Source organism: Pseudogulbenkiania ferrooxidans 2002 (assembly GCF_000174355.1).
GTDB classification, from domain to species: domain Bacteria; phylum Pseudomonadota; class Gammaproteobacteria; order Burkholderiales; family Chromobacteriaceae; genus Pseudogulbenkiania; species Pseudogulbenkiania ferrooxidans.
Genome location: NZ_ACIS01000016.1, coordinates 20,215 through 44,327 on the forward strand (window position 1 = coordinate 20,215; position 24,113 = coordinate 44,327).

A 24,113-nucleotide genomic window follows, 5' to 3' on the forward strand; every position below is an offset into this window, starting at 1 on the left:
CTGGGGCGATACGGCGTTGACCCCGATTCGGGGAGGCGCATGGACTGCATGTCAACTCCGCTTCCACCGCCATTTTTGCCTTGTCTCGCGCTCGCTCGCGAGATCGTGAACAGGCTTTAACAACAAGGAGCCGATATGGCCAACGTCGCCGTCCTCATCGATGCGGATAACGTCTCGCCGGGCTGGATTGAAGACGTGCTGGAAGAAGCCGGTAAGCTCGGCGTGCTGGCGCTCAAGCGTGTCTACGGCGACTTCAGCCGTCACGACAAGGCCTGGCGTGACCTGTGCGCACGCTTCGCCATCCATCCCATCCAGCAGTTTCCCAACACCAAGGGCAAGAACGCGTCGGATATCACGCTGGTGATCGATGCCATGGACATGCTGCATTCGGGGCGTTATCAGAGTTTTTGCCTGGTCTCGAGCGACAGCGACTTCTCGCGCCTGGCCACCCGTCTGCGCGAGGACGGGCTGGAGGTGTGGGGCTTCGGCGAGGAGAAAACGCCATCGGCCTTCGTCAATGCCTGCAGCAAGTTCGTCTACGTCGAAGTGCTGGGCGGGGTCGACGAGGCCAAGGCGGACGAGGTGGCGCTCAAGGGGGAGGAGGCCGGACGCGGCACCGCCAAGTCGCCGCAGCCGGCCCGTGTGCTGCGCCCGCTCGACAAGAAGCTGCGTGCCCAGTTCCAGAAGGGCATCGAGAGCATGGACGACGACGAAGGCTGGGCCGACCTGGGCGGCGTGGGCAGCCTGCTGGGGCAGTGGATGCCGGACTTCGACCCGCGCAATTACGGCTTTGCCAAGCTGTCAGACCTGGTGGTGAAGTCGGGCTGGTTCGAGGTACACAAGGCCAGCAGCGGCCGGGGCGGGGTGTCGATCCGCCTCAAGCCGGGCAACGGCGGCAAGAAGGCGAAGTAGCCGCCCGTAGATACGGTCTTGGCCGCCGAACCGCCATAAAACATGCAGCCAACGTTGTGGAGCGCAAGATTGCCCTACGGGGAGCGCCGGTCAAAATGGTGTTCGCCAGGTGTTAAGACGGCAGCTGAGCCGTTTGACGTTAGCAAACGGCGAATTGCCGGCGCCTGGCGAATGCCGTTTTGGCCGGGGTTTCGCGGACCATTAGGGCGAGCGGGGTCGTGAGGGGGCGGCGGTACGCCCCCTGGCCCGTCCGCCGGGCGGAACCGGCGACTTCAATCATCATCCACGTAGCGGATACAAAACCATGCGCGGTAGCTGTTGGGCCTCGCTACGCTCGACGCCAACCTACGAGTGGCAGGGAGTAAGCCCGGTGCAACCAAGCGTTCCGCTGTACAGGCTTGTCCGCGCCATGGCGGATCGCCCTGCGGGCATCCGCCCTACATTCGGCCTCAATGCGCGTTGCGCTCCAGCCATTCCACCAGTTCCGCCACCGCCAGCTGCGGCAGCTGGTGTTGCGCGGCGTAGGTGTCCAGTGCGGCGCCGCGCATCATGCTGCCGTCCGGGTTCATCAGCTCGCACAGCACGCCGGCCGGGCTGAAGCCGGCCAGCCGCGCCAGCTCCACCGCGGACTCGGTATGGCCGCGCCGTTCACGCACGCCGCCGGCGCGGGCGACCAGCGGGTAGACGTGGCCGGGGCGGGCCAGATGCTCGGGGCGTGCGGCGGGGGCGATGGCGGCGCGGATGGTGGTGACGCGGTCGGCGGCGGAGACGCCGGTGCTCACGCCTTCTGCCGCCTCGATACTGACGGTGAAGGCCGTGCCGTAGCGGCTGCCGTTGTCGGCCACCATCGGCGGCAGCTGCAGGCGGGCGGCGTGTTCCGGCGTCAGGCACAGGCAGACGATGCCGCTGCCATCGCGGATCAGGCGCGCCATCTCCGACACCGTCAGCGCGTCGGCAGCGAGGATCAGGTCGGCTTCGTTTTCGCGGTCGTGGTCGTCGGCCACGATCACGGGCTTACCCTGGCGCAGGGCGTTGAGCGCGGCGTGGACGCGCAGGGAAAGGATGTCGGTATGGGTGTTCATGGAAACGGTCCTCAAGATGCTGGGTTGAGAAACACGCCTCCGGGCTGAAGGTTGTCGCAGGCAAATGCCCACGGCACCGCGCGTGCGCACGGCACAGCGGTGTTCATCTTCTTTCATCCGGACTGTTACCGTCGGCTCTGGCATCGCACCAGATCTGCTGACCTTTTGCCGGGGGAGGCAAAAGCGCTCGCGGGCTCGGCCCTGGGGCCATACCGCCGGTGGGGAATTGCACCCCGCCCTGAAGACGTCGCCTGTGACCAACGCTGGCCGCAAGCGGGGCACAGTATAGCAGTGGTAACATCGCAGGATTGATGTTCAAGACCATGCCATGATCGAAACCGACAACCTGATCGGCGGCGCACCCGAGCGCCGACTCGTCACCCAGCAGTCGCTGTCCGCGCAGGAAGAAGCGCTGGAGCGCGCGCTGCGCCCCAAGGCGCTCGACGACTACGTCGGCCAGAAGAAGGCGCGCGAGCAGCTGGAAATCTTCATCGAGGCGGCGAAGAAGCGCGGCGAGGCGCTCGACCACGTGCTGCTGTTCGGCCCGCCGGGCCTCGGCAAGACCACGCTGGCGCACATCGTGGCGCGCGAGATGGGCGTCAACCTGCGCCAGACCTCGGGCCCGGTGCTGGAACGCGCCGGCGACCTCGCGGCGCTGCTGACCAACCTCGAACCGCACGACGTGCTGTTCATCGACGAGATCCACCGCCTCTCGCCGGTGGTGGAGGAAATCCTCTACCCGGCGCTGGAGGATTACCAGATCGACATCATGATCGGCGAAGGTCCGGCGGCGCGCTCGGTCAAGATCGACCTGCCGCCGTTCACCCTGGTCGGCGCCACCACGCGCGCTGGCATGCTGACCAACCCGCTGCGCGACCGCTTCGGCATCGTTGCGCGCCTCGAGTTCTACACCCCGGAAGAGCTGACGCGCATTGTCAGCCGCTCGGCCGGCCTGCTCAACGTCACCCTGGCCGACAACGGCGCCTTCGAGGTGGCCCGGCGTTCGCGCGGCACGCCGCGCATCGCCAACCGCCTGCTGCGCCGCGTGCGCGACTACGCCGAGGTCAAGGCCGACGGCGTGGTCACCGCCACCGTGGCCGACGCCGCATTGGCCATGCTCGACGTCGACCCGGCCGGGCTCGACGTGATGGACCGCAAATTGCTTGCCGCCATCCTGGAGAAATTCGCCGGTGGCCCGGTGGGGCTCGACAACGTGGCGGCGGCGATTGGCGAGAGCTCCGACACCATCGAGGACGTGATCGAACCCTACCTGATCCAGCAGGGCTATCTGCAGCGCACCCCGCGCGGCCGCATGGCGACGGCGCAGGCCTACCAGCACTTCGGCCTGCCGTTGAAGGACTGAGCCCCGGCGAGAGCAAGCGACATGAGCGAGAAACTGATCATCAAGACCGGCAGCACCCTGCCCACGTTGGCCGAAGAGCAGGGCGATTTCGAAGACTGGATCCGCCGCGAGCTGCCCGACGCGGCCGACTGGCGCGTGGTGAACGTGGTCGCCGGCGAGGCGCTGCCGCCGCCGCAACACTGCGCCGGCGTGGTGATCACCGGCTCGCCGGCCATGGTCAGCGAGCGCGCAGCCTGGAGCGAGACCACCGCCGCCTGGCTGCGCGCCGCGCATGCCGCGCGCGTGCCGCTGTTGGGTATCTGTTATGGTCACCAGCTGCTGGCCGACGCCCTGGGCGGCGAGGTCGGCTACCATCCGCACGGGCCGGAAGCCGGCGCGGTCGAGGTGGAACGGCTGGCGGCGGCGGAGGCCGACCCGCTGCTGGGGGCGCTGCCGGCGCGCTTTTCGGCCAACGTGATCCACTGGCAGACCGTGCTGCGCCTGCCGCCGGGCGCGGTGGCGCTGGCCGGCAACGCCTTCGAACCGCACCAGGCGTTCCGCCTCGGCTCGGCCTGGGGAGTGCAATTCCACCCCGAGTTCGACCAGCGCGCCATGCGCCGCTACCTCGAACTGCTGCATGACCGGCTATGTGCTGCCGGACGCGATCCGCAGGCCTTGCTGGCGCAGGTACGGCCGACGCCGGAGGCCGCCGGTCTGCTGGCGCGTTTCGCGGCCAGTCTGGTTGCGGCGGCGGCCTGAGAGGGCGCCGGGTGGCGCGGGCACGGACCCCGCCACCGCTTGGCCGCGGTGTTTCACCGTGACATCGAATCCACCGTACTGAGCACGTACAATGCGTGCCAGTCATGACGACTGACAACAAGGGGAATTTCATGTTCTTTGTATTGCTGGCGACAACGTTCCTGGTGGCGCTGGCCACCTCGCTGATCACCGCCAAGTTTTTCGATGGCGCGGTCAACCGCATCCTCAGCCGCATCGTCGGCGATGAAATGGCCGACGCCTGGCGCAAGTACCTGCTGTTTGCCATCGTGGTGGTCGGGGTCTCCGGCGGGGTGCGGCTGTGGGAGCTGGAAAAGTACGTCACCGCCAACCGCGAATCGGCGGCGCTGGAACTCAACGGCATGCGCTGGACGCTGGAAATCTACCGCACGCTGATCGAAACGCTGCAGTCGGTGGCGTGGATGATGCTGTTGTTCTTCCTGTGTTCGATGATCGCCTACGTCATCGTGCGCGCCATCGAACTCAAGCACGGCGCTCAGGAGTAGTTAGCCGGTCGTGAATACGGCAAGGCCCCTGTCCGTCAGGCGGAGCAGGGGCCTTGCGCCTTCTCTGGCTCCTGAATCTTTACAGCGCCACCATGTTGTCGCGGTGGATCAGCTCCGGTTCCACCAGATAACCCAGGATGCCCTCGATGGCGCGCGTCGGTTTCTGCATGATCAGCCGCGCCTCGTCCGAGCTGTAGTTCACCAGGCCGCGCGCCACTTCCACTCCGCTCTCGTCGACGCAGGCGACCGCCTCGCCGCGCAGGAAATCACCCTCCACCTTCAGCACGCCGATCGGCAGCAGGCTGCTGCGCTTCTGCCGCACCGCCAGCGCCGCGCCGCTGTCGAGCACCAGCCGGCCGGTCAGGATCAGATGGTCGGCCAGCCACTGCTTGCGCGCCGTCATGCGGCTGGTCGGCGCCAAGAGCTGGGTGCCGATGGCCTCGCCGTCGGCCAAGCGCGACAGCACGTTGAGCTCGCGGCCGCAGGCGATCACCGTGGCGGCACCGCTGCGCGCCGCACGCTTGGCGGCGAGAATCTTGGTGAGCATGCCGCCGGTGCCGACGCTGCTGCCGGCGCCGCCGGCCATCGCCTCCAGCTCCGGGGTGCCGGCCACCGCCTCGTGCACGAACTCGGCGTCCGGATTCTTGCGCGGGTCGGCGGTGTAGAGGCCCTGTTGGTCGGTCAGGATCACCAGCGCATCGGCCTCGATCAGGTTGGTGACCAGCGCGCCCAGCGTGTCGTTGTCGCCGAAGCGGATCTCGTCGGTCACTACGGTGTCGTTCTCGTTGATGATCGGCACCACGTTGAGATTGAGCAGCGAGGTCAGCGTGGAACGGGCGTTGAGGTAGCGGGTGCGGTCGGAGAGGTCCTCGTGGGTCAACAGTACCTGGGCGGTTTGCAGGCCGAATTCACGGAAGGCGCTCTCGTAGGCCTGGCACAAGCCCATCTGGCCCACCGCGGCGGCCGCCTGCAGTTCGTGCACCGCCTTGGGGCGGCTGCTCCAGCCCAGGCGCTGGCAGCCTTCGGCGATGGCGCCGCTGGAGACCAGCACCACCTGCTTGCCGCGCCGCTTGAGGTCGGCGATCTCGGCGGCCCAGCGCGCCAGCGCCGCCAGGTCCAGCCCTTTACCGTCGTTGGTGACCAGGCTCGACCCGACCTTGACCACCAGGCGACTGCCCGCATGAATGACCGATTGCATGAAACCCCACTCGCAACGAAGAAATCAGGTCCGCCAGTATGCCGCAACTTGCGCGCGATCCGAAAGGGCGCCGCTCGCCGGGCCGGCTCACAGATCCTGGCTGCGGCGGTACTCCATGGCCTGGTAGAACGGGGTCTGCAGTTCGACGCGGGTGACGCGGATGCGGGTTTCGCCCTGGTTGTCGCGCAGCACGAATTCGCGCAGTCGCGAGAACGGGCGGCCCGGCATCACCAGCAAGGCCGGGCGTCCGAGGCGCGGTTGTGCCGGCAGGTGCAGCGCCGGCTGGAACACGTCGTCCTGGTGGGTGATGGTGGGCAGCACCTCGACCGCTTCCGGCGCCGGCCCGAGCAGCTCCACACCGCATTCCACGTCGTTGCCGCCGAGCGGCGCCGCCGCCCAGCGCACGGCGCACAACAGGCGATTGTCCGGCTGCAACTGCGGCGCGAGCAGCAGCAGCTCGCCGGTCCGCAGCGCTTGTTCCTGCGGGTTGCCGCGCAGCAGAAAACCGAGCTGGCTCTGGTTGACGGCCTGGAACAGCGCGGGCGGGGCCGGCCGGCCCAGCACCGGTATCGGGCTATCCTCCACGGGCTCCACCGGGGCCGGTCGCAGCGTCAGCCAGATCGGCAACAACTGGGCGGTGAGGCTCAGCCATTGCTGGACCGGCTGGCGCGGCTGGCGTCGCCGCCTCGGCTGCGTCCACTCTTCGGCCAGCTTGCGCGCCACCTCCACGGTGAGGTCGGCGGGGATGGCCGCTTCGCTCGCCAACTGGCGCGCCAAGCCATCCGGCTGTTGCAGGGCGTCGATGATGTCGTTCAGATAGACCCAGAATTCGCCGCTCGCGGCCACTTGGGGTTTGAGCGGCAAGAAGTGGGGCGGGTCGTCACGCGCCGGGTCGACCTGGTAGCCGAAGCCCTGTGTCTTGGTGAGCCCGGTCAGCGGGATCAGCTCGATGCGTGGTGCCAGCCGGAAGATCAGCCCCTTGGCCGCCGCGATTTCGTTGTCGCCCAGATGCTTGCCGTCGGTCAGTCCCATCAGAAGGATCTGCCGATACACCACGGCGATGCTTTCCGTCGGGGCATGGCGGCGCTCCTGCCAGCCCGATTCCTCGGCGAGCTGGTAGAGCTGGTGGCAGTCGTGCCAGAAGTGGAGTGGCAGGTCGCTATAGCACTCCATGGCCAGTTTGGCTTGCATGCGCGCGGTCAGCAGGGCGAGGCACAGCAACTCCACCTTGGGCTGCTCGCGTTCCAGCAGCGAGCGTTTTTCCAGTCGTTCCACCAGGGTGCGCTTGAAGCCGGCGAACAGCGCATCGAACAGCGCCATGCCAAGGCGCGCCGCCTGGCGTGCCTTGGTCGAGCTGACCACCTCGTCGCTGACGATCTGGGTTTCCAGTGCCGGGAAGAAACGATCGAGCGCCGCCAGGTAAAGCTTCAGCAGCTTGTGCCGGGTGCCGACCGCCACCTGGGTGCGGCTCAGGCTTTGCAGGGCGCCCAGCAGCAAGTGCCCGCATTCGTCGAGGCGAGTGTAGGGGAGGCGATCCAGCCAGTCGGCCACGCTGTCCGGCTGCAGGTCGACCAGCTTGGGGTCCATCAGATTATCCGGTAGGCGCAGTTGCATGGCCCTAGCCCCATGTCAATGGTAGGGTGATCTTGCAATGCTATTGGTATCGGTCGGCCTTGGCAATCGTTATGGCAGCGGCGGCGTGGCGCGTTCCGGCCTTTGCCCGGACTGCTGCAGTTCATCCAGCGTGTCGAGCGTGGCCTGGCACAGCAGCGCCATCTCCTCCGCCTCGATCACGTAGGGTGGCATGAAGTACACCGTATTGCCGATCGGCCGCACCAGGCAGCCGCGCTGCAGCATGGCGGAGAAGAACGCCACGGCAAAATCGCCGCGCGCCGTATCGACCTCGAACGCCCAGATCATGCCTTGTTGGCGGAACTGGCGTACCTGGGGGTGGGCACGCAAGGGAGCGAGCAGGGTCGTGAACTGTGCGGCCTTTTCCCGATTGCGCGCGAGCACGTCTTCCTGCTCGAACAGGTCCAGCACCGCCAGCGCGGCGCGGCAGGCCAGCGCGTTGCCGGTGTAGCTGTGCGAGTGCAGGAAGCCGCGAGCCACCTCGTCGTGGTAGAAGGCCTGATAGACGCCATCGGTGGTCAGCACGCACGACAAGGGCAAGAAGCCGCCGGTGATTCCCTTGGACAGGCACAGGAAATCCGGCCGGATGCCGGCCTGCTCGCACGCGAACAGCGTGCCGGTGCGACCGAAACCCACCGCGATCTCGTCGGCGATCAGGTGCACCTGATATCGGTCGCACAGCCGGCGCGCTTCCTCCAGATAAGCAGGATGGTACATCGCCATGCCGGCGGCACCTTGCACCAGCGGCTCGACGATCAGCGCGGCGATGCTATCGGCCTGCTTGGCCAGCACGTTCTCCAGCGCCCGCGCGGCGCGGCACGCCACATCCTTCGCGGTCTCGCCATCCCTTGCCTGGCATGCATCCGGTGTCGGCACGCGGATGCCGGCCTTCAGCAACGGCGCGTAGGTCGACGAGAACAGCGGCACGTCGGTCACCGCCAGCGCGCCGACGGTCTCGCCGTGATAGCTGTTCTCCAGACTGAGAAAGCGCGTCTTGCCCGGCCGACCGCTGTTCTGCCAGTAGTGGAAGCTCATTTTCAGCGCGATTTCCGTGGCGCTGGCGCCGTCCGAACCGTAGAAGGCGTGGCCGAGGCCAGTGAGCTGACTCAGCCGCTCCGACAGTTCGACCACCGGGCGGTGCGTGAAGCCCGCCAGCATCACGTGCTCCAGGGAGTCGAGCTGGTCCTTGATCGCTGCCTTGATCGCCGGGTGGCCGTGGCCGAACAGGTTCACCCACCAGGAGCTGACCGCATCCAGGTAACGCTTGCCGTCGAAATCGGTCAGCCATACCCCTTCGGCGCTGGCGATAGGCACCAGCGGCAGCGCTTCGTGGCGTTTCATCTGGGTGCAAGGGTGCCACACGGCCTGTCGGCTGCGCGCCAGCCAGTCTTGGTTGCTCATCGGGAGAAGCTCTGTGCAATGTTCGATGCACGCGATGCTAGCACAGCCTCGGGGCGGAAGAGTGCGGGACGAGGTGACGAAAAACGGCACTTTCTGTCGTGTGCCGTCCATTCTCGACGGCAGGCCTGGTGTTGGACTAGCCAAAATTCAAGGGTTTGACCAGACTGGCATGCAGATTGCAAGAATGGCCCTCGAAACGGAGTGACACGGACCAGAAATCGGCCGAAGGCTCCTTCAGCGCAGTCTGGCCGATGTCGGCCTTGATATTCAACAAACTTGGGGGTTCAACCATGAACAAATCCATGCAGCAGGGCTTTACCCTGATCGAACTGATGATCGTGGTCGCGATCATCGGTATTTTGGCCGCGCTGGCGATTCCGGCGTACTCGGACTACACCGCCAAGTCCAAGGTGAGTGAGTCGCTATCGATGGGCGATGGATTTAAGACTAAGGTTGCATTGGCTTTGGGTGAGTCGGGCTCGTGTGACCCTGGTGGTTCCGCTGCAAGCTCTACCGGCAAGTACGTGAGTGGAGTTGTCTTTGGTGGTTCTGCAAGTACTTCGGCCTGCACTATTACAATGACCCTGGCTAGCACCGGGGTATCGACTATTGATACCAAAACGGTTGTATTGACATCGTCACTGGTTGGAGAGTCGTTGAATTGGGCTTGTGCCTCCCCTGCAATTCCTCAGAAATATCTGCCGAGCACATGTGTTGGCCAGTAAATTAACTTAAATAACATTAACCCCACCCTTGTATCAAGGGTGGGGTTTTTTTATACCACGCGGGTGGCAACTTAACTCCTGGAGCGAACTGGTGCTTCGAGCTTTTCATCGTTTTCCCCTGCTGTTGGCGGCTCTGGTATTGCTGCTTCCCTTTTTGTCGCCCCTGCATATTTACCCATTGGCGGACTGGTGGCAGGATCAGCTGGCTCTGGGGCTAATTGCTGCGGCCTTGTTGTTGCGTCTGGGCAGCAGGGGGGCTCCAATCGTGCCACAAGCGCTGTTGTTCAGCTGGGGGCTGCCGCTGTTTATTGTGCTGTCTTACGGTTTGCTAGTACGCCATTCCTACCTGATCCGTTCGCTGTCTCCACTGGTATTTCTGATCATGTCCTCGCTGACAGGATATGTTTTTTTTGCGGAAGCAAAGCGCATCGGACGTGCGCGGGTGGTTCAGCTATTAGCTACAGTGTTGTGGATTGGGGCTTTGGTTCAGGTCGGGCTGGGTTTGTTACAGGTCAGTGGGCTGGCGTTGCAAGTTCCAGGTGTACTAGTTGATCTTGCCAACCCCAGAGGGAATATCATGGGCAATATCGGTCAGCGCAACCAGTATGCCCATTATCTGGGTTGGGGCATGGCGGCAGGTTGCTATCTGTACTCGGCCAGCAAACTGCGCGGTTGGATTTTTCACTTATCAGTACTGCTACTGGCGTTGTTGATGGCGTGGTGCGGCTCGCGGCTGGTACTCGCCTATGCGGGCGGTTTTATTCTGCTGGCTTTACTCTGGTGCGCGCGTGCCGATAGTTCGACAGAGAGTGGGCAACATGCCCGGCAGCTCGGCAAGGCCTTGCTAATGGCTTGTGGCTATATTGTATTGACCCAGTTGCTGCTTGAACCGCTCACTCAACTGCTGAGTGCGGCGGGCTGGCAGGTTTCAGGCACCAGTGGTGCCGGCCGATTGATGGAGGCGGGCTTCGGGGCGAGACGCCGGGTGGAATGGAGCAAGGCCTGGCAGGTGTTTCTGGCGCATCCGTTATTTGGCGTTGGTTGGGGTGGATTTGCCCACCAGAGCGTTGCATTAGAAGCCTTTGGTGGTTTTCCCAAGACATCGGAGAGCGTGCTGTTCACCCACAGCCATAATCTGTTTGCCCAGTTGCTGGCCGAAACAGGATTGATCGGTACCAGCATCGTCGTGGTTGGTTTGCTCTGGTGCCTATTGCCGTATTTTCGTAAAAATCAGACAACAGCGGAGAACCTGCTGTTAGTCAGCCTGGCAATGGTAACTCTGGGCCACTCGATGTTCGAATATCCCTTGTGGTATTTGCCGTTTCTCTGCGGGCTGATGATTGTGCTTTCTCTGTCGCCGATCGGTGGGGTTACTCTTGGCGTAAGGCCTCAATTCCAGAAACTAGCAAGCGCTATGGTTGTTCTACTGGCCGGCTGGTATCTGGCGACGGGTGCTGCGGTGTTTTTCGACTTGACCCAGTGGAAAATACTGAGTCGGGACCCACAGGTGAACGAGCAGCGTGTGGGAGCCTTGGCGGCGCTGGCGCGCAATCCTTTATGGGCCTACGAGGCGGAACAGCAGCTGTCGACCTACCTGCCTTCGGACCGTCATCAACTGGCACTTAAGAGAGAACTGTTCGAGCGGTTGGTCGCATATCGCCCATTCCACTATCAGTTGTCACAGTTGGCTATTCTTCGCGCGCTGGATAATGACCCTGTTGCTGCCCGTGAGGCCATGGCCATGCGCATTGCCGCCTACCCTGACAGCGTTGGGAGCATCCTGGCCTTCCTGCAAACACGGTCCGAACCGGAACTGCAACCATTGCGTGAAATGGCCGAGCGCGCCGTCAAGGCTTATCAGCAGGGTGGAGCCGAAGCAGCGGCGCGTACGGCCTCTGTGCCGGAAACGCATAAAGCGCTGTTCTGATTCGCGATCATTGATCTACCAAAGCCGGGCTTCCTTCCCGGCTTTTTCCTTCCCCGCCGCTTTGCGCTATGCTGCGCGCTTGTGTTTACTGACCCGACCCCCATGCTTTCCTCCCGACTGTTTCCCCGGCTAGCCCTGCTGAGTGTCTGCCTGATCGCCATCGTGCCGTTCGCCTCGCGCTTCCACTACGTGCCCCTGCCGCAGTGGTGGGGGGAGATCAACGTGGTCTGGCTGACCGTGCTGGCGGCGGTGCTGTTGCTGCCCGGGCAGCCAGCCTTGTTCGGCCGCGTGCCGCGCGCGGCCTGGTGGGCTTTGCTGGCGGCGTTGTGCTGGGGGTTGCAGCCGTGGCTGGCGCCGGTGCTGTTCCCCGGCATGAACTGGGCCACGGCGCTGGCCTGGGCGTGCATGGCCTTGCTGGCTTGTGTCGTGCTGGCGTTGCGTGAGCACTTCGGCCAACGTGAGCTGACCGTCTGGCTGGCCTGGGCCTTGCTGGCCGGGGCGCTGCTCCAGTCGCTGATCGGCATGGCGCAACTGACCGGGCTGGCCGAAGCCACAGGGGGAATGCTGTTCTACGACCACGCCCATCCGACCAGCAACATCTTCGGCCATATCGGCCAGCGCAACCAGTTCGCCCATTATCTGATGTGGGGCGTGCTGGCGGGGTGTTATCTGTACGCCGCCGGGAAATTGCCGGCACGCTGGCTGTGGGGGCTGGTGGCATGGCTGGCGCTGTTGCTGGCCTGGGCCGGCTCGCGCACCATCCTGCTCTACCTGCTGGCGCTGTCGGTGTTGGCGCTGATCTGGCACTGGCGTATCGGCGACACGGCTTCGCGGCGTCTGCGCAACGTGCTATGGATCAGTTGCATAGTGATCCTGGCGGCGCAGTTCTTGCTGCCGTGGGTGAACCAGCTGGTGTCGCTGCTGAGTCATGAAAGCGTAGGCGGCGCCTCGGGGCTGGAGCGGTTGGCGGCCAACGGTGACAGCATGGGCTCGCGCCGCTTCGCCGAGATGCACAAGGCCTGGCTGGTGTTCCGCTCGCATCCGCTGTGGGGCGTGGGCTGGTCGCAGTTCGCTGCCGAGAGCGTGCGGTTGCAGCCGCTGCCGCCGTTTGCCGCTGCCGGCTTCAATAGCGGGTTGTTCACCAATGCCCACAACCTGGTGCTGCAGCTGTTGGCGGAGATGGGTGGGCTGGTGACCCTGCTGGTGTTGGGGGGCTTTGTCTGGGCGGTGTGGCCGTATTTCCGTGAGCGGGCCGAACTGGAACACGTTCTGCCGTTGGGCGGCATGACGGTGACGTTGATCCACAGCCTGCTGGAATACCCGTTGTGGTACCTGTACTTCCTCGCCGTGCTGGTGATCTTCGTGGCGCTGGCGCCGGGACCGGGTGCCCGCCTGCCACGCTTGGCAAGGTTGCCGCTGTGGCTGGGGGTGGCGGCATTGGGCTGGCTGTCGCTGACGGGGCTGACCCGCTACGACGAGCTGCTCGGGTTGTATACGCCGCTGGCCAACGCCAAGGCCAACGAAACGCGCGTGGCGCGGTTGGCCGAGATCGTCGAGACCGAACCGCTGTTCGCCTTCCACGCGCTCAACACGCTGGACAATTACCTCCAGCCGACGCGTGAGCAGCTGCCGCAAAAGCGGCGCTGGCTGACACGGCTGGCGGCGTTCCGTCCCTATCCGGACGTGTTGCTGAAGAAGGCCCAGCTGGAGGCGCTGGCGGGGGACGAGGGCGCTGCCGAGGCGACGCTCGGTTCAGCGCTGGCGTCGTTCCCCACCTACGCACCCTCGTTCCTGAGCGAACTCGATCCGCGTGAGCCGGCCTGGGCCGGGCTGAGGCGGATCACGGAGGCGGCGCGGCAAAAGCTGCCCCCGCAATACCGCTGAAGCGGCGGCTTCGCTGGGGCGCGGGGTAGGAAGGGCGGAGCGTCGCATAACCCATCACTGACGCGCATGGTTTGATGAGGCGCGGCGCAAACGTCTTCACCCTTCCTACGGGCTACGACCCCGATTTACGCCGTGACAAGCAAAACGCCCCGCATCGCGGGGCGTTGTCGTGTTCTGTGATCCGGGGCGTCAGGCCTCGATGGCGGCCCGCTCGCTCAGCGCGGCTTTCATCTTGGTCAGTGCCTTGGCCTCGATCTGGCGGATACGCTCGGCCGAGACGCCGAACTCGGCGGCCAGTTCGTGCAGCGTGGCGCCGCTGTCGTCGGCCAGCCAGCGCGCTTCGATGATGCGGCGGCTGCGGGCGTCGAGCGAGGAGAGGGCCTGTTCCAACCCGGCGGTCTGCAGATGGTCGAAGGCTTTCTTCTCCAGCTGGCGCGTCGGCTCGTGGTCGGAGTCGGCTAGCCAGTCGATCGGGGCAAAGCCCTCGTCGTCGTTGTCGTCGGCCAGCAGGGCCACGTCCTGGCCGCTCATGCGGGTTTCCATCTCCCGCACTTCTTCCGGCTTCACTCCGAGGTCGTCAGCGATGACGCGTGCTTCGCTGTCGGTCAGCGCGGCAAAGCTTTTCTTCATGCTGCGCAGGTTGAAGAACAGCTTGCGCTGCGGCTTGGTGGTGGCGACACGCACCAGGCGCCAGTTGCGCAGGATGAATTCGTGGATTTCGGCCTTGATCCAGTGTACGGCGAAGGAGAACAGGCGCACGCCGCGGTTCGGTTCGAAGCGTTTTACCGCCTTCATCAGACCGATATTGCCTTCCTGGATCAGGTCGGCTTGCGGCAGGCCGTAGCCGGCGTAGCCGCGGGCAATCGATACCACCACGCGCAGATGCGACAGCACCAGCTTTTTGGCCGCCTCCAGATCGTTCTGGGCATGCAGGCGGTTGGCCAGCTCGTTCTCTTCTTCTGCGCTCAACAGCGGCACGCTGTTCACGATCTGGATGTACTGCTCCAGGCTGCCGCTGGACGAGGGGACGGGCAAGGCGAACGTTGCGGTCATGGATTAACTACCTCCTTGATGGGTAGTGCAATGCTAGCACTCGCATTGGTCGAGTGCCAGCAGCAAAAAGTTCCAGTGGCGATGTATTTTTCAATCGGCCCGATAGCCGGCTTCTTTCGCCGCAATGGACGCCTAGTGCGGCTCGATCTGGCGCAGGTGATGATTGGCCGCCAGCCGCGCGCCAAGCATCGCCAGCACGCCGGTGGCGGCGAGCATCGCCAACAGTTCGAACGGCGTCAGCGTACGTAGTTCCAGCTGTTCGTTGTAGAGCTGGGCGAATTCGCGTACCGCAGGGTTGGCCGTGGCCACCAGCCAGCCGGTCAGTCCCCAGGCGATCAGCCCGGCCAGGATGCCCTGCCACAAGGCGTGGTAGAGGAAGGGGCGGCGGATGAAGTTGTCGCTGGCGCCGATCAGTTTCGACACCTCGATCTCGTCGCGGTGCGCCAGAATCTGCATGCGGATGGTGTTGTGCGTCACCAGCACTAGGGCGAGACCGAGCGCGGCACCGAGAAACAAGGTCAGGTGGCGCACCAGTTCGACCATGCCATACAGGCGCTTGGCCCAACTGGCGTCGAACTGGGCGGACTCGACCATCGGTAGGCCAGACAGCTCCTTCTGCAGCATTTCCAGCTCGCCGGGCTCGAGCGTCACTGGGGTGACCACGAAGGCGTCCGGCAGCGGGTTGCTGTCCAGGTCGGCCGCCAGGCCGTCGAGACCGTTGCGCTTTTCCAGCCCGGCCAGCGCCTCGGCCTTGCTGACGAAGCTGACCGATTTCACCTTGGGGTTGCCGGCGAGCGAGCTTTTCACCGCGGCGAGGTCGGCGTCTTCGGCCGACAGCTCCATGAACAGCGAGATCTGCGGCGTGGCGGTGAGCTTGCCGACCCAGGCCTGGGTGCTCTCGACGCCGAGGTATAGGGCCAGCGGCAGCGCCAGCGCCACCGACAGCATCAGCAGGCTGAGCAGGCTGCCGAACGGCTGGCGCAGGATTTTGACCAGCGCCTGGCGGGCGCTCAGGAGGTGCAGGTAGAGAAAGTGCTTCATGCGGCGAACTGTCCTTCTCTCAGGCGGATGATGCGGCGTCCGTAGTCTTCCATCAGCGTCTCGTCGTGGGCCGAGATCACCACGGTGACGCCGACCTGGTGGAACGACTTGAACAATTCCATGATGTCGAGCGCGTAGGCGCGGTCGAGGTTGGCCGAAGGCTCGTCGGCGAGCAGGATGGAGGGGCGATGCACCACGGCTCGGGCGATGCATAGCCGTTGCTGTTCGCCACCGGAGAGGTGGATCGGCATCGACTTCTCCTTGCCCAGCAGACCGACCTTGTCGAGCGCGGCGCGCACGCGTTTGGCGGCATCGCGCCGGTCGAAGCCGATGATGTTGAGCGGCAACATGACGTTGTCGAACACCGGGCGGTCGAACAGGATCTTGTGATCCTGGAACACCAGGCCGATGTGCTGGCGCACGTAGGGCAGCTGGCTCGGGCGCAGCTTGCTGAGGTTCTGGCCGTTGACCAGCACGCCGCCGCTGGTGGCGCGTTCGATGCCGGCGATCAGCTTCAGTAGAGTGGATTTGCCGGCACCGGAGTGGCCGGCCAGGAACACCATTTCACCGCTGTCGATGGCAAACGAGAGATTCTTCAGGGCCTCGTTACCCCCGGGGTAGCGCTTGGTGACCTGGTCGAACTGGATCATGCGGAAGAGTCCCCTTGCGAATAAATGAATTGGCCAAAGCCTGGCTGGATATAGAGCCATTCCGGCCGGCGAGCGAGCCAGGGCAAGGCTAGTGCTGCCGGCGCACAGGAAGCGGAATGGCCACGGGATACGTCAGGATTCCGCCTCGCCGCGCGCATCGGAAGAGGGGCACGCGGTCCGCCGGCACCCACGATGCCAGGCCGGAGCCGCCCGATGGCGCGGCTCTCAGTCGAACAGCGCGTCAACGTAGTCCCTGGCATTGAACGGGCGCAGGTCGTCGATGCTTTCGCCGACGCCGACGAAGCGCAGCGGCACCGGGTTCTGCTTGGCGATGGCGGCGATCACCCCGCCCTTGGCGGTGCCGTCGAGCTTGGTCAGGATCAGCCCGGTCAGGCCGAGCGCCTCGTCGAACACCTTCACCTGGTTGATGGCGTTCTGGCCGATGTTGGCGTCCAGCACCAGCATCACCTCGTGCGGTGCCTCCGGCAGCGCCTTCTGGATTACCCGCTTCACCTTCTTGATCTCTTCCATCAGATGCAGCTGGGTCGGCAGGCGGCCGGCGGTGTCGGCCAGCACGATGTCGATGCCGCGTGCCTGCGCCGCCTTGATAGCGTCGAAACAGACCGCGGCCGAGTCGCCGCTCTGCTGGGCGATCACGGTGACGTTGTTGCGCTCGCCCCAGGCGATCAGCTGCTCGCGCGCGGCGGCGCGGAAGGTGTCGCCGGCGGCCAGCAGCACCGACTTGCCCTGCGACTGGAAGTACTTGGCCAGCTTGCCGATGCTGGTGGTCTTGCCAGCGCCGTTGACGCCCGCCATCATGATGACATAGGGTTTGCGACCGGCGATGTCGAGCGGCTGCTCCAGCGGACCGATCAGGTCGTTGAGTGAATCCTTCAGCGCGCCCTTCAGTTCGGCGGCGTCCTTCAGGCCCCGGAGCGAGACGCGCTCGCGCACGTCCTTGAGCAGGTGCAGGGTAGCATCGACGCCCATGTCGGCGGTCAGCAGCACCGTCTCCAGCTCGTCGTACAGATCCTCGTCGATCTTGCCGCCGCCGAACAGGCCGGCCAGCGACTTGCCGAGCTTGTCGCGGGTTTTCGACAGGCCGGCCTTGAGCCGCTCGGTCCAGCTCGGTTTTTTCGGCGGAACGGCCTCGGCCACGACCGGCGCGATGACGGCGGTCTCGGGGGTAGAGGGGGCATCGGCGATGTGGGGCTCGGCGATGGCGGTGGTGTTGGTGGCGGGTGTTTCACTGCTGGCCGGGGTGGCCGGCGGCGCAGACTTCTTCTTGAAGAAACTAAACATGCTGGGCTGTAGTCAACTTATGGCATCGGATGGACAAATTGTATCCTCAAATCAGGCATAGGGCAGATTCCGTGATTTCTAGAACCCTCTCGACTGTTGCGGGCGTGGTGTTTCTCGGGGTATGCGGCGTGGTTTCGGCCGAACCCGTCGAGGCCGTGCTCGACAACGGCATGAAAATCGTGGTGCAGCGCGACGAGCGCGCGCCGGTGGCGGTATCGCAGTTGTGGTACCGCGTCGGCAGTGTGGACGAGGTCAATGGCCGCACCGGGCTGTCGCACCTGCTGGAACACATGATGTTCAAAGGCACGCCGACGGTGCCGGCCGGCGAGTTCAGCCGCCTCATTGCCCAGGCCGGGGGGAAGGACAACGCCTTCACCTCGCGCGACTACACCGTCTACTTCCAGCAGCTGGCCGCCGACAAGCTGCCGCTGGCGCTCAAGCTGGAGGCGGATCGCATGCACAACCTGTCGTTCAAGGACAGCGATTTCACCAGCGAATTGCAGGTGGTCAAGGAAGAGCGGCGCATGCGCACCGACGACCAGCCGGCCGGCATCATGGCCGAAACCCTGTTCGCCAACGCCTTCGTCGCCAGTCCGGTGCGCTACCCAGTGATCGGCTGGATGGACGACCTCGATCACATGAAGCCGGACGACCTGCGCCAGTGGTACCGCCACTGGTACGGCCCGAACAACGCCACGCTGGTGGTGGTGGGCGACGTCGATCCGCAGGCGGTGATCGCCGAGGCGCGCCGCCAGTTCGGCGCGCTCAAGCCGGTGGCGCTGCCCGAGCGCCGGCCGCAGCTCGAGCCGGAACAGAAGGGCGGGCGCCGGGTCAGTGTCAAGGCGGTGTCGCCGCTGCCCTCCCTGACGCTGGCGTGGCAGGTGCCGCGGCTGGAGAAGGTCGATGCGCAGCGGCCCTATGCCTTATATATGTTGTCGGCGATTCTCGACGGCCAGGCCGCGTCGCGCCTGCCGCGCCGCCTGGTGCGCGAGCAGCGTGTCGCCACCGAGGTGTCGGCCGACTACGACATGCTCGGCCGCGGCGGGGCCCTGTTCACGCTCAGCGGGGTGCCGGCCCAGGGCAAGACCCTGGCGCAGCTGGAACAGGCCCTGCGCCAGGAAATCGCCCGCATCGCCCGCGACGGCGTCAGCGAACGCGAGCTGGAACGCGTGCGACTGCAGCTGCAGGCCGGACGCATCTACGAAAAGGATTCGATGTTTGCCCAGGCCATGCGGATCGGCAACCTGGAAAGCATCGGCTTCTCCTGGCGTGACGACGCCACCATCGACGCCAATATCGCCAAGGTCAGCGCGCGACAGGTGCAAGAGGCCGCCCGCACGCTGGTCGACGACCACCTGACCGTCGTGACGCTATTGCCGCAGCAGGGAGACGCGCGGCGCATGCCGGCCATGCCACAAGGGGATCAGACACATGTCCGTTAAACTGCGCAAGAGCGTGATCGGCTGGCTGGCCGCCTCCATGCTGCTTAGCGGCATGGCGCAGGCCGTGACCATCCAGCACTGGAACAGCGCCCAGGGCGCCCGCGTCTACTTCGTCGAGGCCCATGCCAACCCCATCGTCGACCTGCGCGTCGAGTTCGATGCCGGCAACCGGCGCGAAGACCCGGCCAAGCCCGGCGTCAGCGACATGACCGCCAGCCTGCTCGACGCTGGCACCGCCACGCGCAGCGAAGAACAATTGCGCGAAGCGCTGGCCGATACCGCCTCGTCGTTGTCGGCGTTCGCCGAGCTCGAGGGGGCCGGCATCACGCTGCGTACCCTGGCGCGTCCGGCGGTGCGCGAACAAGCGGTGGCGCTGGCGGCGGACGTGCTGGCCCGGCCGACCTTCCCCGCAGCCATCCTGGAGCGGGAAAAGGCGCGCACCATTGAAAACCTGCGCCAGGAAGAGAACGACGCCGGTTTCCTGGCGCAGCGCGAGCTGACCCGGCAGATTTACCCGCAGCATCCCTACGGCATCAACGCCAGGGTATCCGCGGCATCGCTCAAATCGATCACTCGCGCCGACCTGCTGGCGTTCTGGCGCAGCCACTACCAGCCGCGTTACGCCGTGGTGTCGATTGTCGGCGACCTGAGCCGGGCGGAAGCAGAAAGGTTGGCCGAAGAACTGCTCGCCGGGCTCGCCAACCGCCCGGGCAGCCTGCCCGCCATGCCGCAGGTGGCATTACCGCCCGCCGGCAAGACGGTCAAGCTGACTCATCCCGGAACGCAGACCCATATGACGCTGGGCATGCCTGTCATCACCCGTGACGATCCGGATTACTTCCCGCTACTGGTCGGCAATTACGTCCTCGGTGGCGGTGGGTTCGATGCCCGGCTGATGAAGGAAGTGCGCGACAAGCGCGGCCTCACCTATGGCGTCAGCAGCAACTTCAGCCCGTATCAGCGCGCTGGCGAATTCGCTATCGGGCTCTCCACCCGCAACGACCAGGCCGCGACTGCCCTCAGGGTCACGCGTGACACGCTGCAACAGTTCATCGAGGAGGGGCCGAGCGCGGCCGAGCTGGAGCAGGCCAAGGCCAACATCATCGGAGGCTTCCCCTTGCGCTTCGATAGCAACGGCAAGCTGCTGGGCTATCTTGGCGTGATCGGTTTGTACCAGCTGCCGCTGACTTTCCTCGACGATTACGTGAAGCACGTCGCGGCGGTCACGCCGGAACAGGTGCGTGATGCCTGGCGACGTCGCATCCACCCCGAGCAAATGGCGACGGTCATCGTCGGGCCGAATTCCTGACCGTTGCACCAACGTGGCTGCTCCCGCCTGAGCACGGCCGGGGCCGGGGGAGAGAGGTAGAGGCGCTGTGGGTGCCGCCGGCTGTGTCGATCGAGACCGGGACCCAGTCCTTGCCGGTTGGCGATGTTGTCCCTTGATCGTCCACGCAGCGGTTAACTGATTAAAATTAAGGCGCCGAGCACCGGATCACGGTAAACTCTGCGCCTTGATTTTTTTACCGCTTTACCATGAGTCAAGCCAGAAACCAAGTTCGGATCATCGGTGGCGACTACCGTCGCCGGCAATTGCCGTTCCCCGACGCCGAAGGCCTTCGGCCAACCCCCGATCGCGTGCGCGAAACCCTGTTCAACTGGCTTGGACAGGAGCTGGACGGGCTCAGCTGCCTCGATCTGTTCGCCGGCAGCGGCGCGTTGGGTTTCGAAGCCGCCTCGCGCCGGGCGCGGCGCGTGGTCATGGTGGAAAAATCGCGCAAGGTCGCCGACAGCCTCAAGGCCAATCGCCAGCTGCTTGCGGCACAGTCGGTCGAGGTCGTGGTGATGGATGCGCTGCATTACCTCAAAAGCTGTCGCGAGCGCTTCGACCTGGTGTTTCTCGATCCACCCTACCGTTCCGAGCTGCTCGAGCAAATCCTGCCGCTGCTGCCCGCCGTGCTCGCTGACGATGCGCGAGTCTACGTCGAGGCGGCCAGTTGGCCCGGACTCGACGGCTGGCAACGGATAAAAGAAGGCCGCGCCGGCCTGGTCCATTACGGGCTGCTCGGGCGGGACCGGCCAGAAGCAAGCCTGTAGCCCGCCGCGCCGGAGCTCGCTATATCCATATAACAGTGAGGACTTGCGGGCCGGCAAGCCGGGTGACAGAATTCAAACATGAAATACTTGAGGAAAATACTATGTCTTTGATGATTACTGACGAGTGCATCAACTGCGACGTCTGTGAGCCGGAGTGCCCGAACAACGCCATCTCGCAGGGCGAGGAAATCTACGAGATCGACCCCAACCTGTGTACCCAGTGCGTTGGCCATTACGACGAACCGCAGTGCCAGCAGGTCTGTCCGGTCGACTGCATTCCGCTGGATCCGAACCGCCAGGAAACGCAGGACGAGCTGTATCAGAAGTATCTACGCATCAGCGGCAAGGCTTGATGCGACACTAAGTGGCTGATGCGAAAAGAGAAGGGTCCGGTGGCAAATCATGCCGCCGGACCCTTCGGTTTTTTATTCGCAAGAAAATGCGGTTTTTTTCAAAAAAGGTGTTGACGGCCTTCGAGGCTGTCTATAATATTCGGGTCTCTTTCAGGAGGGATTCCCGAGCGGTCAAAGGGATCAGACTGTAAATCTGACGGCTCTGCCTTCGAAGGTTCGAATCCTTCTCCCTCCACCAGAATACTTTTAAACGTCTTGGCGGCGTGTAGTAAAGTCGTCCGTGATCGTGATGGGCGGGTGTAGCTCAATGGTAGAGCAGAAGCCTTCCAAGCTTACGACGAGGGTTCGATTCCCTTCACCCGCTCCAGACGTTATATGTCAGTTTTAGGGCCCATGTAGCTCAGGGGTAGAGCACTCCCTTGGTAAGGGAGAGGTCGGCAGTTCAATTCTGCCCATGGGCACCACCCGCTTAATTTGTTTCGGATTCAGGAAATTTTGCCATGGCTAAGGAAAAGTTTGCGCGGACTAAACCGCACGTAAACGTCGGCACCATCGGTCACGTTGACCATGGTAAAACTACGCTGACCGCCGCTATCACCACCATTCTGTCGAAGAAGTTCGGTGGCGAAGCCAAAGACTACTCCCAGATCGATAGCGCGCCGGAAGAAAAGGCTCGTGGTATTACCATCAATACCGCGCACGTAGAATACGAAACCGAAAACCGCCACTACGCCCACGTAGACTGCCCGGGCCACGCCGATTATGTGAAGAACATGATCACTGGCGCTGCCCAGATGGATGGCGCGATCCTGGTGTGCTCGGCCGCTGACGGTCCGATGCCGCAAACCCGCGAACATATCCTGCTGTCCCGTCAGGTAGGTGTACCGTACATCATCGTCTACCTGAACAAGGCTGACCTGGTGGACGACGCCGAGCTGCTGGAACTGGTGGAAATGGAAGTGCGTGACCTGCTGTCGTCCTACGACTTCCCGGGTGACGACACCCCGATCATCATCGGCTCCGCTCGTCTGGCGCTGGAAGGCGACCAGTCCGAATACGGCGAACCGTCGATCTTCCGTCTGGCTGACGCGCTGGACAGCTACATCCCGACCCCGGAACGTGCTGTAGACAAGCCGTTCCTGCTGCCGATCGAAGACGTGTTCTCGATCTCCGGCCGTGGCACCGTGGTGACCGGTCGTGTTGAGCGCGGCATCGTCAAGGTCGGTGAAGAACTGGAAATCGTGGGCCTGAAGGCCACCGCCAAGACCACCTGCACCGGCGTGGAAATGTTCCGCAAGCTGCTGGACCAGGGTCAGGCTGGTGACAACGTTGGCGTGCTGCTGCGCGGCACCAAGCGTGAAGACGTCGAGCGTGGTCAGGTTCTGGCCAAGCCGGGTTCGATCACCCCGCACACCAAGTTCTCTGCTTCGGTCTACGTACTGAGCAAAGAAGAAGGCGGCCGTCACACCCCGTTCTTCGCCAACTACCGTCCGCAGTTCTACTTCCGCACCACCGACGTGACCGGCGCTGTTAGCCTGGCCGAAGGCGTGGAAATGGTAATGCCGGGTGACAACGTGGAAATCACCGTGGAACTGATCGCTCCGATCGCCATGGAAGAAGGTCTGCGCTTCGCCATCCGCGAAGGAGGCCGTACCGTCGGCGCCGGCGTCGTTGCCAAGATCATTGCTTGATCTGAAAAGGTTTTAGGCCAGTAGCTCAATTGGTAGAGTATCGGTCTCCAAAACCGAGGGTTGGGGGTTCGAGACCCTCCTGGCCTGCCAATTAAGACCAGCCGGCGCTTGCGCGCCGGTTGGTCTTTTGTCGCATTCACGCAGAGAAAATCCCGCACATGGAAATGCAAGACAAAATCAAGCTGGCACTGGCAGGGCTGATCGTCGCTGTCGGTATTGTTGGCTTTTACATGATTCCGGAAACCCAGGGTGTGCTGCGGGTGCTGGCCTTTGTGGTCAGTCTGGCTGCGGCGGCTGCCGTGGTGTGGACTTCGGCGACAGGTAAGGCCTTCGTCGGCTACGCGCAGGAGTCGGTGGCGGAAGGTCGCAAGGTGGTATGGCCGACACGTAAGGAGGCCCTGCAGATGACGGGCCTGGTGTTCGTGTTCGTATTGATCCTGGCGTTATTCATGTGGCTGGTCGACTCGGGGTTGTCCTGGCTGTTCTATGACGTGCTTCTCGGTCGAGGTTAATAATGGCTAAGCGTTGGTATGTGGTGCATGCCTATTCGGGTTTTGAAAAGAGCGTGCAGAAGGCGCTGCGAGAGCGTATCGAGCGCTCCGAGGTAGCTGACCTGTTCGGTCAGGTGCTGGTGCCGGTAGAGGAAGTGGTTGACGTCAAGAATGGCCGCAAGTCCATCTCGGAGCGCAAATTCTTCCCTGGCTACGTGCTGGTCGAAATGGAAATGACCGATGAAACCTGGCATCTGGTGAAGAGCACGCCGAAAGTCACTGGCTTCGTTGGTGGTACTGCCAATCGCCCGGCTCCGATTTCCAAGAAGGAAGTCGAGTCGATCATGCAGCAAATGCAGGAAGGCGTGGAAAAGCCGAAGCCGAAGGTGTTGTTCGAGGTCGGCGAGAGGGTGCGAGTCATCGATGGGCCGTTCAACGACTTCAATGGTTCGGTCGATGAGGTGAACTACGAGCGCAACAAGATTCGCGTGTCGGTGCAGATCTTCGGACGTGAAACGCCGGTTGAGCTGGATTTCAACCAAGTAGAGAAGCTGTAATTCTGCTTGGCAGTTTGTTGGAGGGTATGTATAATCATGCCCTTTCGTCT

22 protein-coding genes, 4 tRNA genes and 1 riboswitch are annotated in these 24,113 nt (G+C 63.9%); of the genes, 18 read left to right on the plus strand and 8 right to left on the minus strand.

The genetic code is table 11. The features are described 5' to 3' along the window. Positions 1-135: 135 nt before the first annotated feature. Complete coding sequence (locus tag FURADRAFT_RS19320; RefSeq protein ID WP_008955860.1) at positions 136-912, plus strand: NYN domain-containing protein; 777 nt, start codon at positions 136-138, stop codon at positions 910-912. A 449-nt stretch (positions 913-1,361) separates the two neighbouring features. Here the strand turns inward: FURADRAFT_RS19320 and ribB are convergent, their stop codons facing one another. Beyond that, complete coding sequence (gene ribB / locus FURADRAFT_RS19325; RefSeq protein WP_008955861.1) at positions 1,362-1,994, minus strand: 3,4-dihydroxy-2-butanone-4-phosphate synthase; 633 nt, start codon at positions 1,992-1,994, stop codon at positions 1,362-1,364. A gap of 101 nt (positions 1,995-2,095) precedes the next feature. Continuing rightward, positions 2,096-2,244, minus strand: a riboswitch (FMN riboswitch). Between the two features lie 78 nt (positions 2,245-2,322). Here ribB and ruvB point away from each other — a divergent pair. The 3 genes from ruvB (at position 2,323) to FURADRAFT_RS19340 (ending at position 4,619) form a co-directional block, all read left to right on the plus strand. Next, entirely contained in the window at positions 2,323-3,357 is a 1,035-nt protein-coding gene (gene ruvB, locus FURADRAFT_RS19330) for a Holliday junction branch migration DNA helicase RuvB (protein ID WP_008955862.1), read from the plus strand. A 21-nt stretch (positions 3,358-3,378) separates the two neighbouring features. Then, entirely contained in the window at positions 3,379-4,095 is a 717-nt protein-coding gene (locus FURADRAFT_RS19335; RefSeq protein WP_008955863.1) for a glutamine amidotransferase, read from the plus strand. A gap of 131 nt (positions 4,096-4,226) precedes the next feature. Continuing rightward, entirely contained in the window at positions 4,227-4,619 is a 393-nt protein-coding gene (locus FURADRAFT_RS19340) for a hypothetical protein (RefSeq protein ID WP_008955864.1), read from the plus strand. A gap of 79 nt (positions 4,620-4,698) precedes the next feature. On the opposite strand, the gene proB is transcribed toward FURADRAFT_RS19340, so the two are convergent. The 3 genes from proB to FURADRAFT_RS19355 form a co-directional block, all read right to left on the minus strand. Next, the gene (gene proB, locus FURADRAFT_RS19345) at positions 4,699-5,817 is read right to left on the minus strand and encodes a glutamate 5-kinase (RefSeq protein WP_008955865.1); all 1,119 of its coding nucleotides are present in this window, start codon (positions 5,815-5,817) and stop codon (positions 4,699-4,701) included. A gap of 87 nt (positions 5,818-5,904) precedes the next feature. Further along, positions 5,905-7,431 carry a hypothetical protein gene (locus FURADRAFT_RS19350; RefSeq protein WP_040653331.1) on the minus strand — a complete coding sequence of 509 codons (1,527 nt, stop codon included), beginning with the start codon at positions 7,429-7,431 and terminating at the stop codon, positions 5,905-5,907. A 69-nt stretch (positions 7,432-7,500) separates the two neighbouring features. Beyond that, positions 7,501-8,850: an adenosylmethionine--8-amino-7-oxononanoate transaminase gene (locus FURADRAFT_RS19355; RefSeq protein ID WP_008955867.1), complete on the minus strand. Its 1,350-nt coding sequence runs from the start codon at positions 8,848-8,850 to the stop codon at positions 7,501-7,503. A gap of 290 nt (positions 8,851-9,140) precedes the next feature. On the opposite strand from FURADRAFT_RS19355, the gene FURADRAFT_RS20330 reads away from it, so the two are divergent. The 3 genes from FURADRAFT_RS20330 (at position 9,141) to FURADRAFT_RS19370 (ending at position 13,386) form a co-directional block, all read left to right on the plus strand. Beyond that, positions 9,141-9,575, plus strand: coding sequence for a pilin (locus FURADRAFT_RS20330; protein ID WP_040653333.1), 435 nt, complete (start codon positions 9,141-9,143; stop codon positions 9,573-9,575). Positions 9,576-9,666: 91 nt separating this feature from the next. Continuing rightward, the gene (locus FURADRAFT_RS19365; protein ID WP_040653334.1) at positions 9,667-11,502 is read left to right on the plus strand and encodes a PglL family O-oligosaccharyltransferase; all 1,836 of its coding nucleotides are present in this window, start codon (positions 9,667-9,669) and stop codon (positions 11,500-11,502) included. A 102-nt stretch (positions 11,503-11,604) separates the two neighbouring features. Next, a complete protein-coding gene (locus FURADRAFT_RS19370) occupies positions 11,605-13,386 on the plus strand; it encodes a PglL family O-oligosaccharyltransferase (RefSeq protein ID WP_008955870.1) in 1,782 nt (593 codons plus the stop codon). Positions 13,387-13,575: 189 nt separating this feature from the next. On the opposite strand, the gene rpoH is transcribed toward FURADRAFT_RS19370, so the two are convergent. The 4 genes from rpoH to ftsY form a co-directional block, all read right to left on the minus strand. After that, positions 13,576-14,439: an RNA polymerase sigma factor RpoH gene (rpoH, locus tag FURADRAFT_RS19375; protein ID WP_008955871.1), complete on the minus strand. Its 864-nt coding sequence runs from the start codon at positions 14,437-14,439 to the stop codon at positions 13,576-13,578. A 132-nt stretch (positions 14,440-14,571) separates the two neighbouring features. Then, positions 14,572-15,480 carry a permease-like cell division protein FtsX gene (ftsX, locus tag FURADRAFT_RS19380; protein ID WP_008955872.1) on the minus strand — a complete coding sequence of 303 codons (909 nt, stop codon included), beginning with the start codon at positions 15,478-15,480 and terminating at the stop codon, positions 14,572-14,574. Continuing rightward, complete coding sequence (gene ftsE, locus FURADRAFT_RS19385) at positions 15,477-16,130, minus strand: cell division ATP-binding protein FtsE (protein ID WP_008955873.1); 654 nt, start codon at positions 16,128-16,130, stop codon at positions 15,477-15,479. The genes ftsX and ftsE overlap by 4 nt, the downstream gene beginning before the upstream one ends. Before the next feature lie 225 nt (positions 16,131-16,355). Beyond that, the gene (gene ftsY / locus FURADRAFT_RS19390) at positions 16,356-17,432 is read right to left on the minus strand and encodes a signal recognition particle-docking protein FtsY (protein ID WP_008955874.1); all 1,077 of its coding nucleotides are present in this window, start codon (positions 17,430-17,432) and stop codon (positions 16,356-16,358) included. 71 nt (positions 17,433-17,503) lie between these two features. Here ftsY and FURADRAFT_RS19395 point away from each other — a divergent pair, with 71 nt between their 5' ends. From FURADRAFT_RS19395 to nusG, 11 genes are all read left to right on the plus strand, one after another. Continuing rightward, positions 17,504-18,874 (plus strand): M16 family metallopeptidase, encoded by a 1,371-nt coding sequence (locus FURADRAFT_RS19395; protein ID WP_081455973.1) that lies wholly within the window; start codon positions 17,504-17,506, stop codon positions 18,872-18,874. Then, entirely contained in the window at positions 18,864-20,183 is a 1,320-nt protein-coding gene (locus FURADRAFT_RS19400) for a M16 family metallopeptidase (protein ID WP_008955876.1), read from the plus strand. The genes FURADRAFT_RS19395 and FURADRAFT_RS19400 overlap by 11 nt, the downstream gene beginning before the upstream one ends. 227 nt (positions 20,184-20,410) lie before the next feature. Beyond that, positions 20,411-20,971 carry a 16S rRNA (guanine(966)-N(2))-methyltransferase RsmD gene (gene rsmD, locus FURADRAFT_RS19405; protein ID WP_008955877.1) on the plus strand — a complete coding sequence of 187 codons (561 nt, stop codon included), beginning with the start codon at positions 20,411-20,413 and terminating at the stop codon, positions 20,969-20,971. Between the two features lie 101 nt (positions 20,972-21,072). Beyond that, positions 21,073-21,324: a YfhL family 4Fe-4S dicluster ferredoxin gene (locus FURADRAFT_RS19410; RefSeq protein ID WP_008955878.1), complete on the plus strand. Its 252-nt coding sequence runs from the start codon at positions 21,073-21,075 to the stop codon at positions 21,322-21,324. A gap of 153 nt (positions 21,325-21,477) precedes the next feature. Then, positions 21,478-21,562 (plus strand) — tRNA-Tyr (locus tag FURADRAFT_RS19415). 55 nt (positions 21,563-21,617) lie between these two features. Continuing rightward, positions 21,618-21,691: transfer RNA gene (locus FURADRAFT_RS19420), tRNA-Gly, on the plus strand. 22 nt (positions 21,692-21,713) lie between these two features. Then, positions 21,714-21,788: transfer RNA gene (locus tag FURADRAFT_RS19425), tRNA-Thr, on the plus strand. A gap of 36 nt (positions 21,789-21,824) precedes the next feature. Next, entirely contained in the window at positions 21,825-23,015 is a 1,191-nt protein-coding gene (tuf, locus tag FURADRAFT_RS19430; protein ID WP_008955879.1) for an elongation factor Tu, read from the plus strand. 14 nt (positions 23,016-23,029) lie between these two features. Next, a tRNA-Trp gene (locus FURADRAFT_RS19435) sits at positions 23,030-23,105 on the plus strand. A gap of 68 nt (positions 23,106-23,173) precedes the next feature. Continuing rightward, the gene (gene secE, locus FURADRAFT_RS19440; protein WP_008955880.1) at positions 23,174-23,527 is read left to right on the plus strand and encodes a preprotein translocase subunit SecE; all 354 of its coding nucleotides are present in this window, start codon (positions 23,174-23,176) and stop codon (positions 23,525-23,527) included. A gap of 2 nt (positions 23,528-23,529) precedes the next feature. Beyond that, positions 23,530-24,063: a transcription termination/antitermination protein NusG gene (gene nusG, locus FURADRAFT_RS19445; protein WP_008955881.1), complete on the plus strand. Its 534-nt coding sequence runs from the start codon at positions 23,530-23,532 to the stop codon at positions 24,061-24,063. The last annotated feature ends 50 nt before the right edge of the window (positions 24,064-24,113 follow it).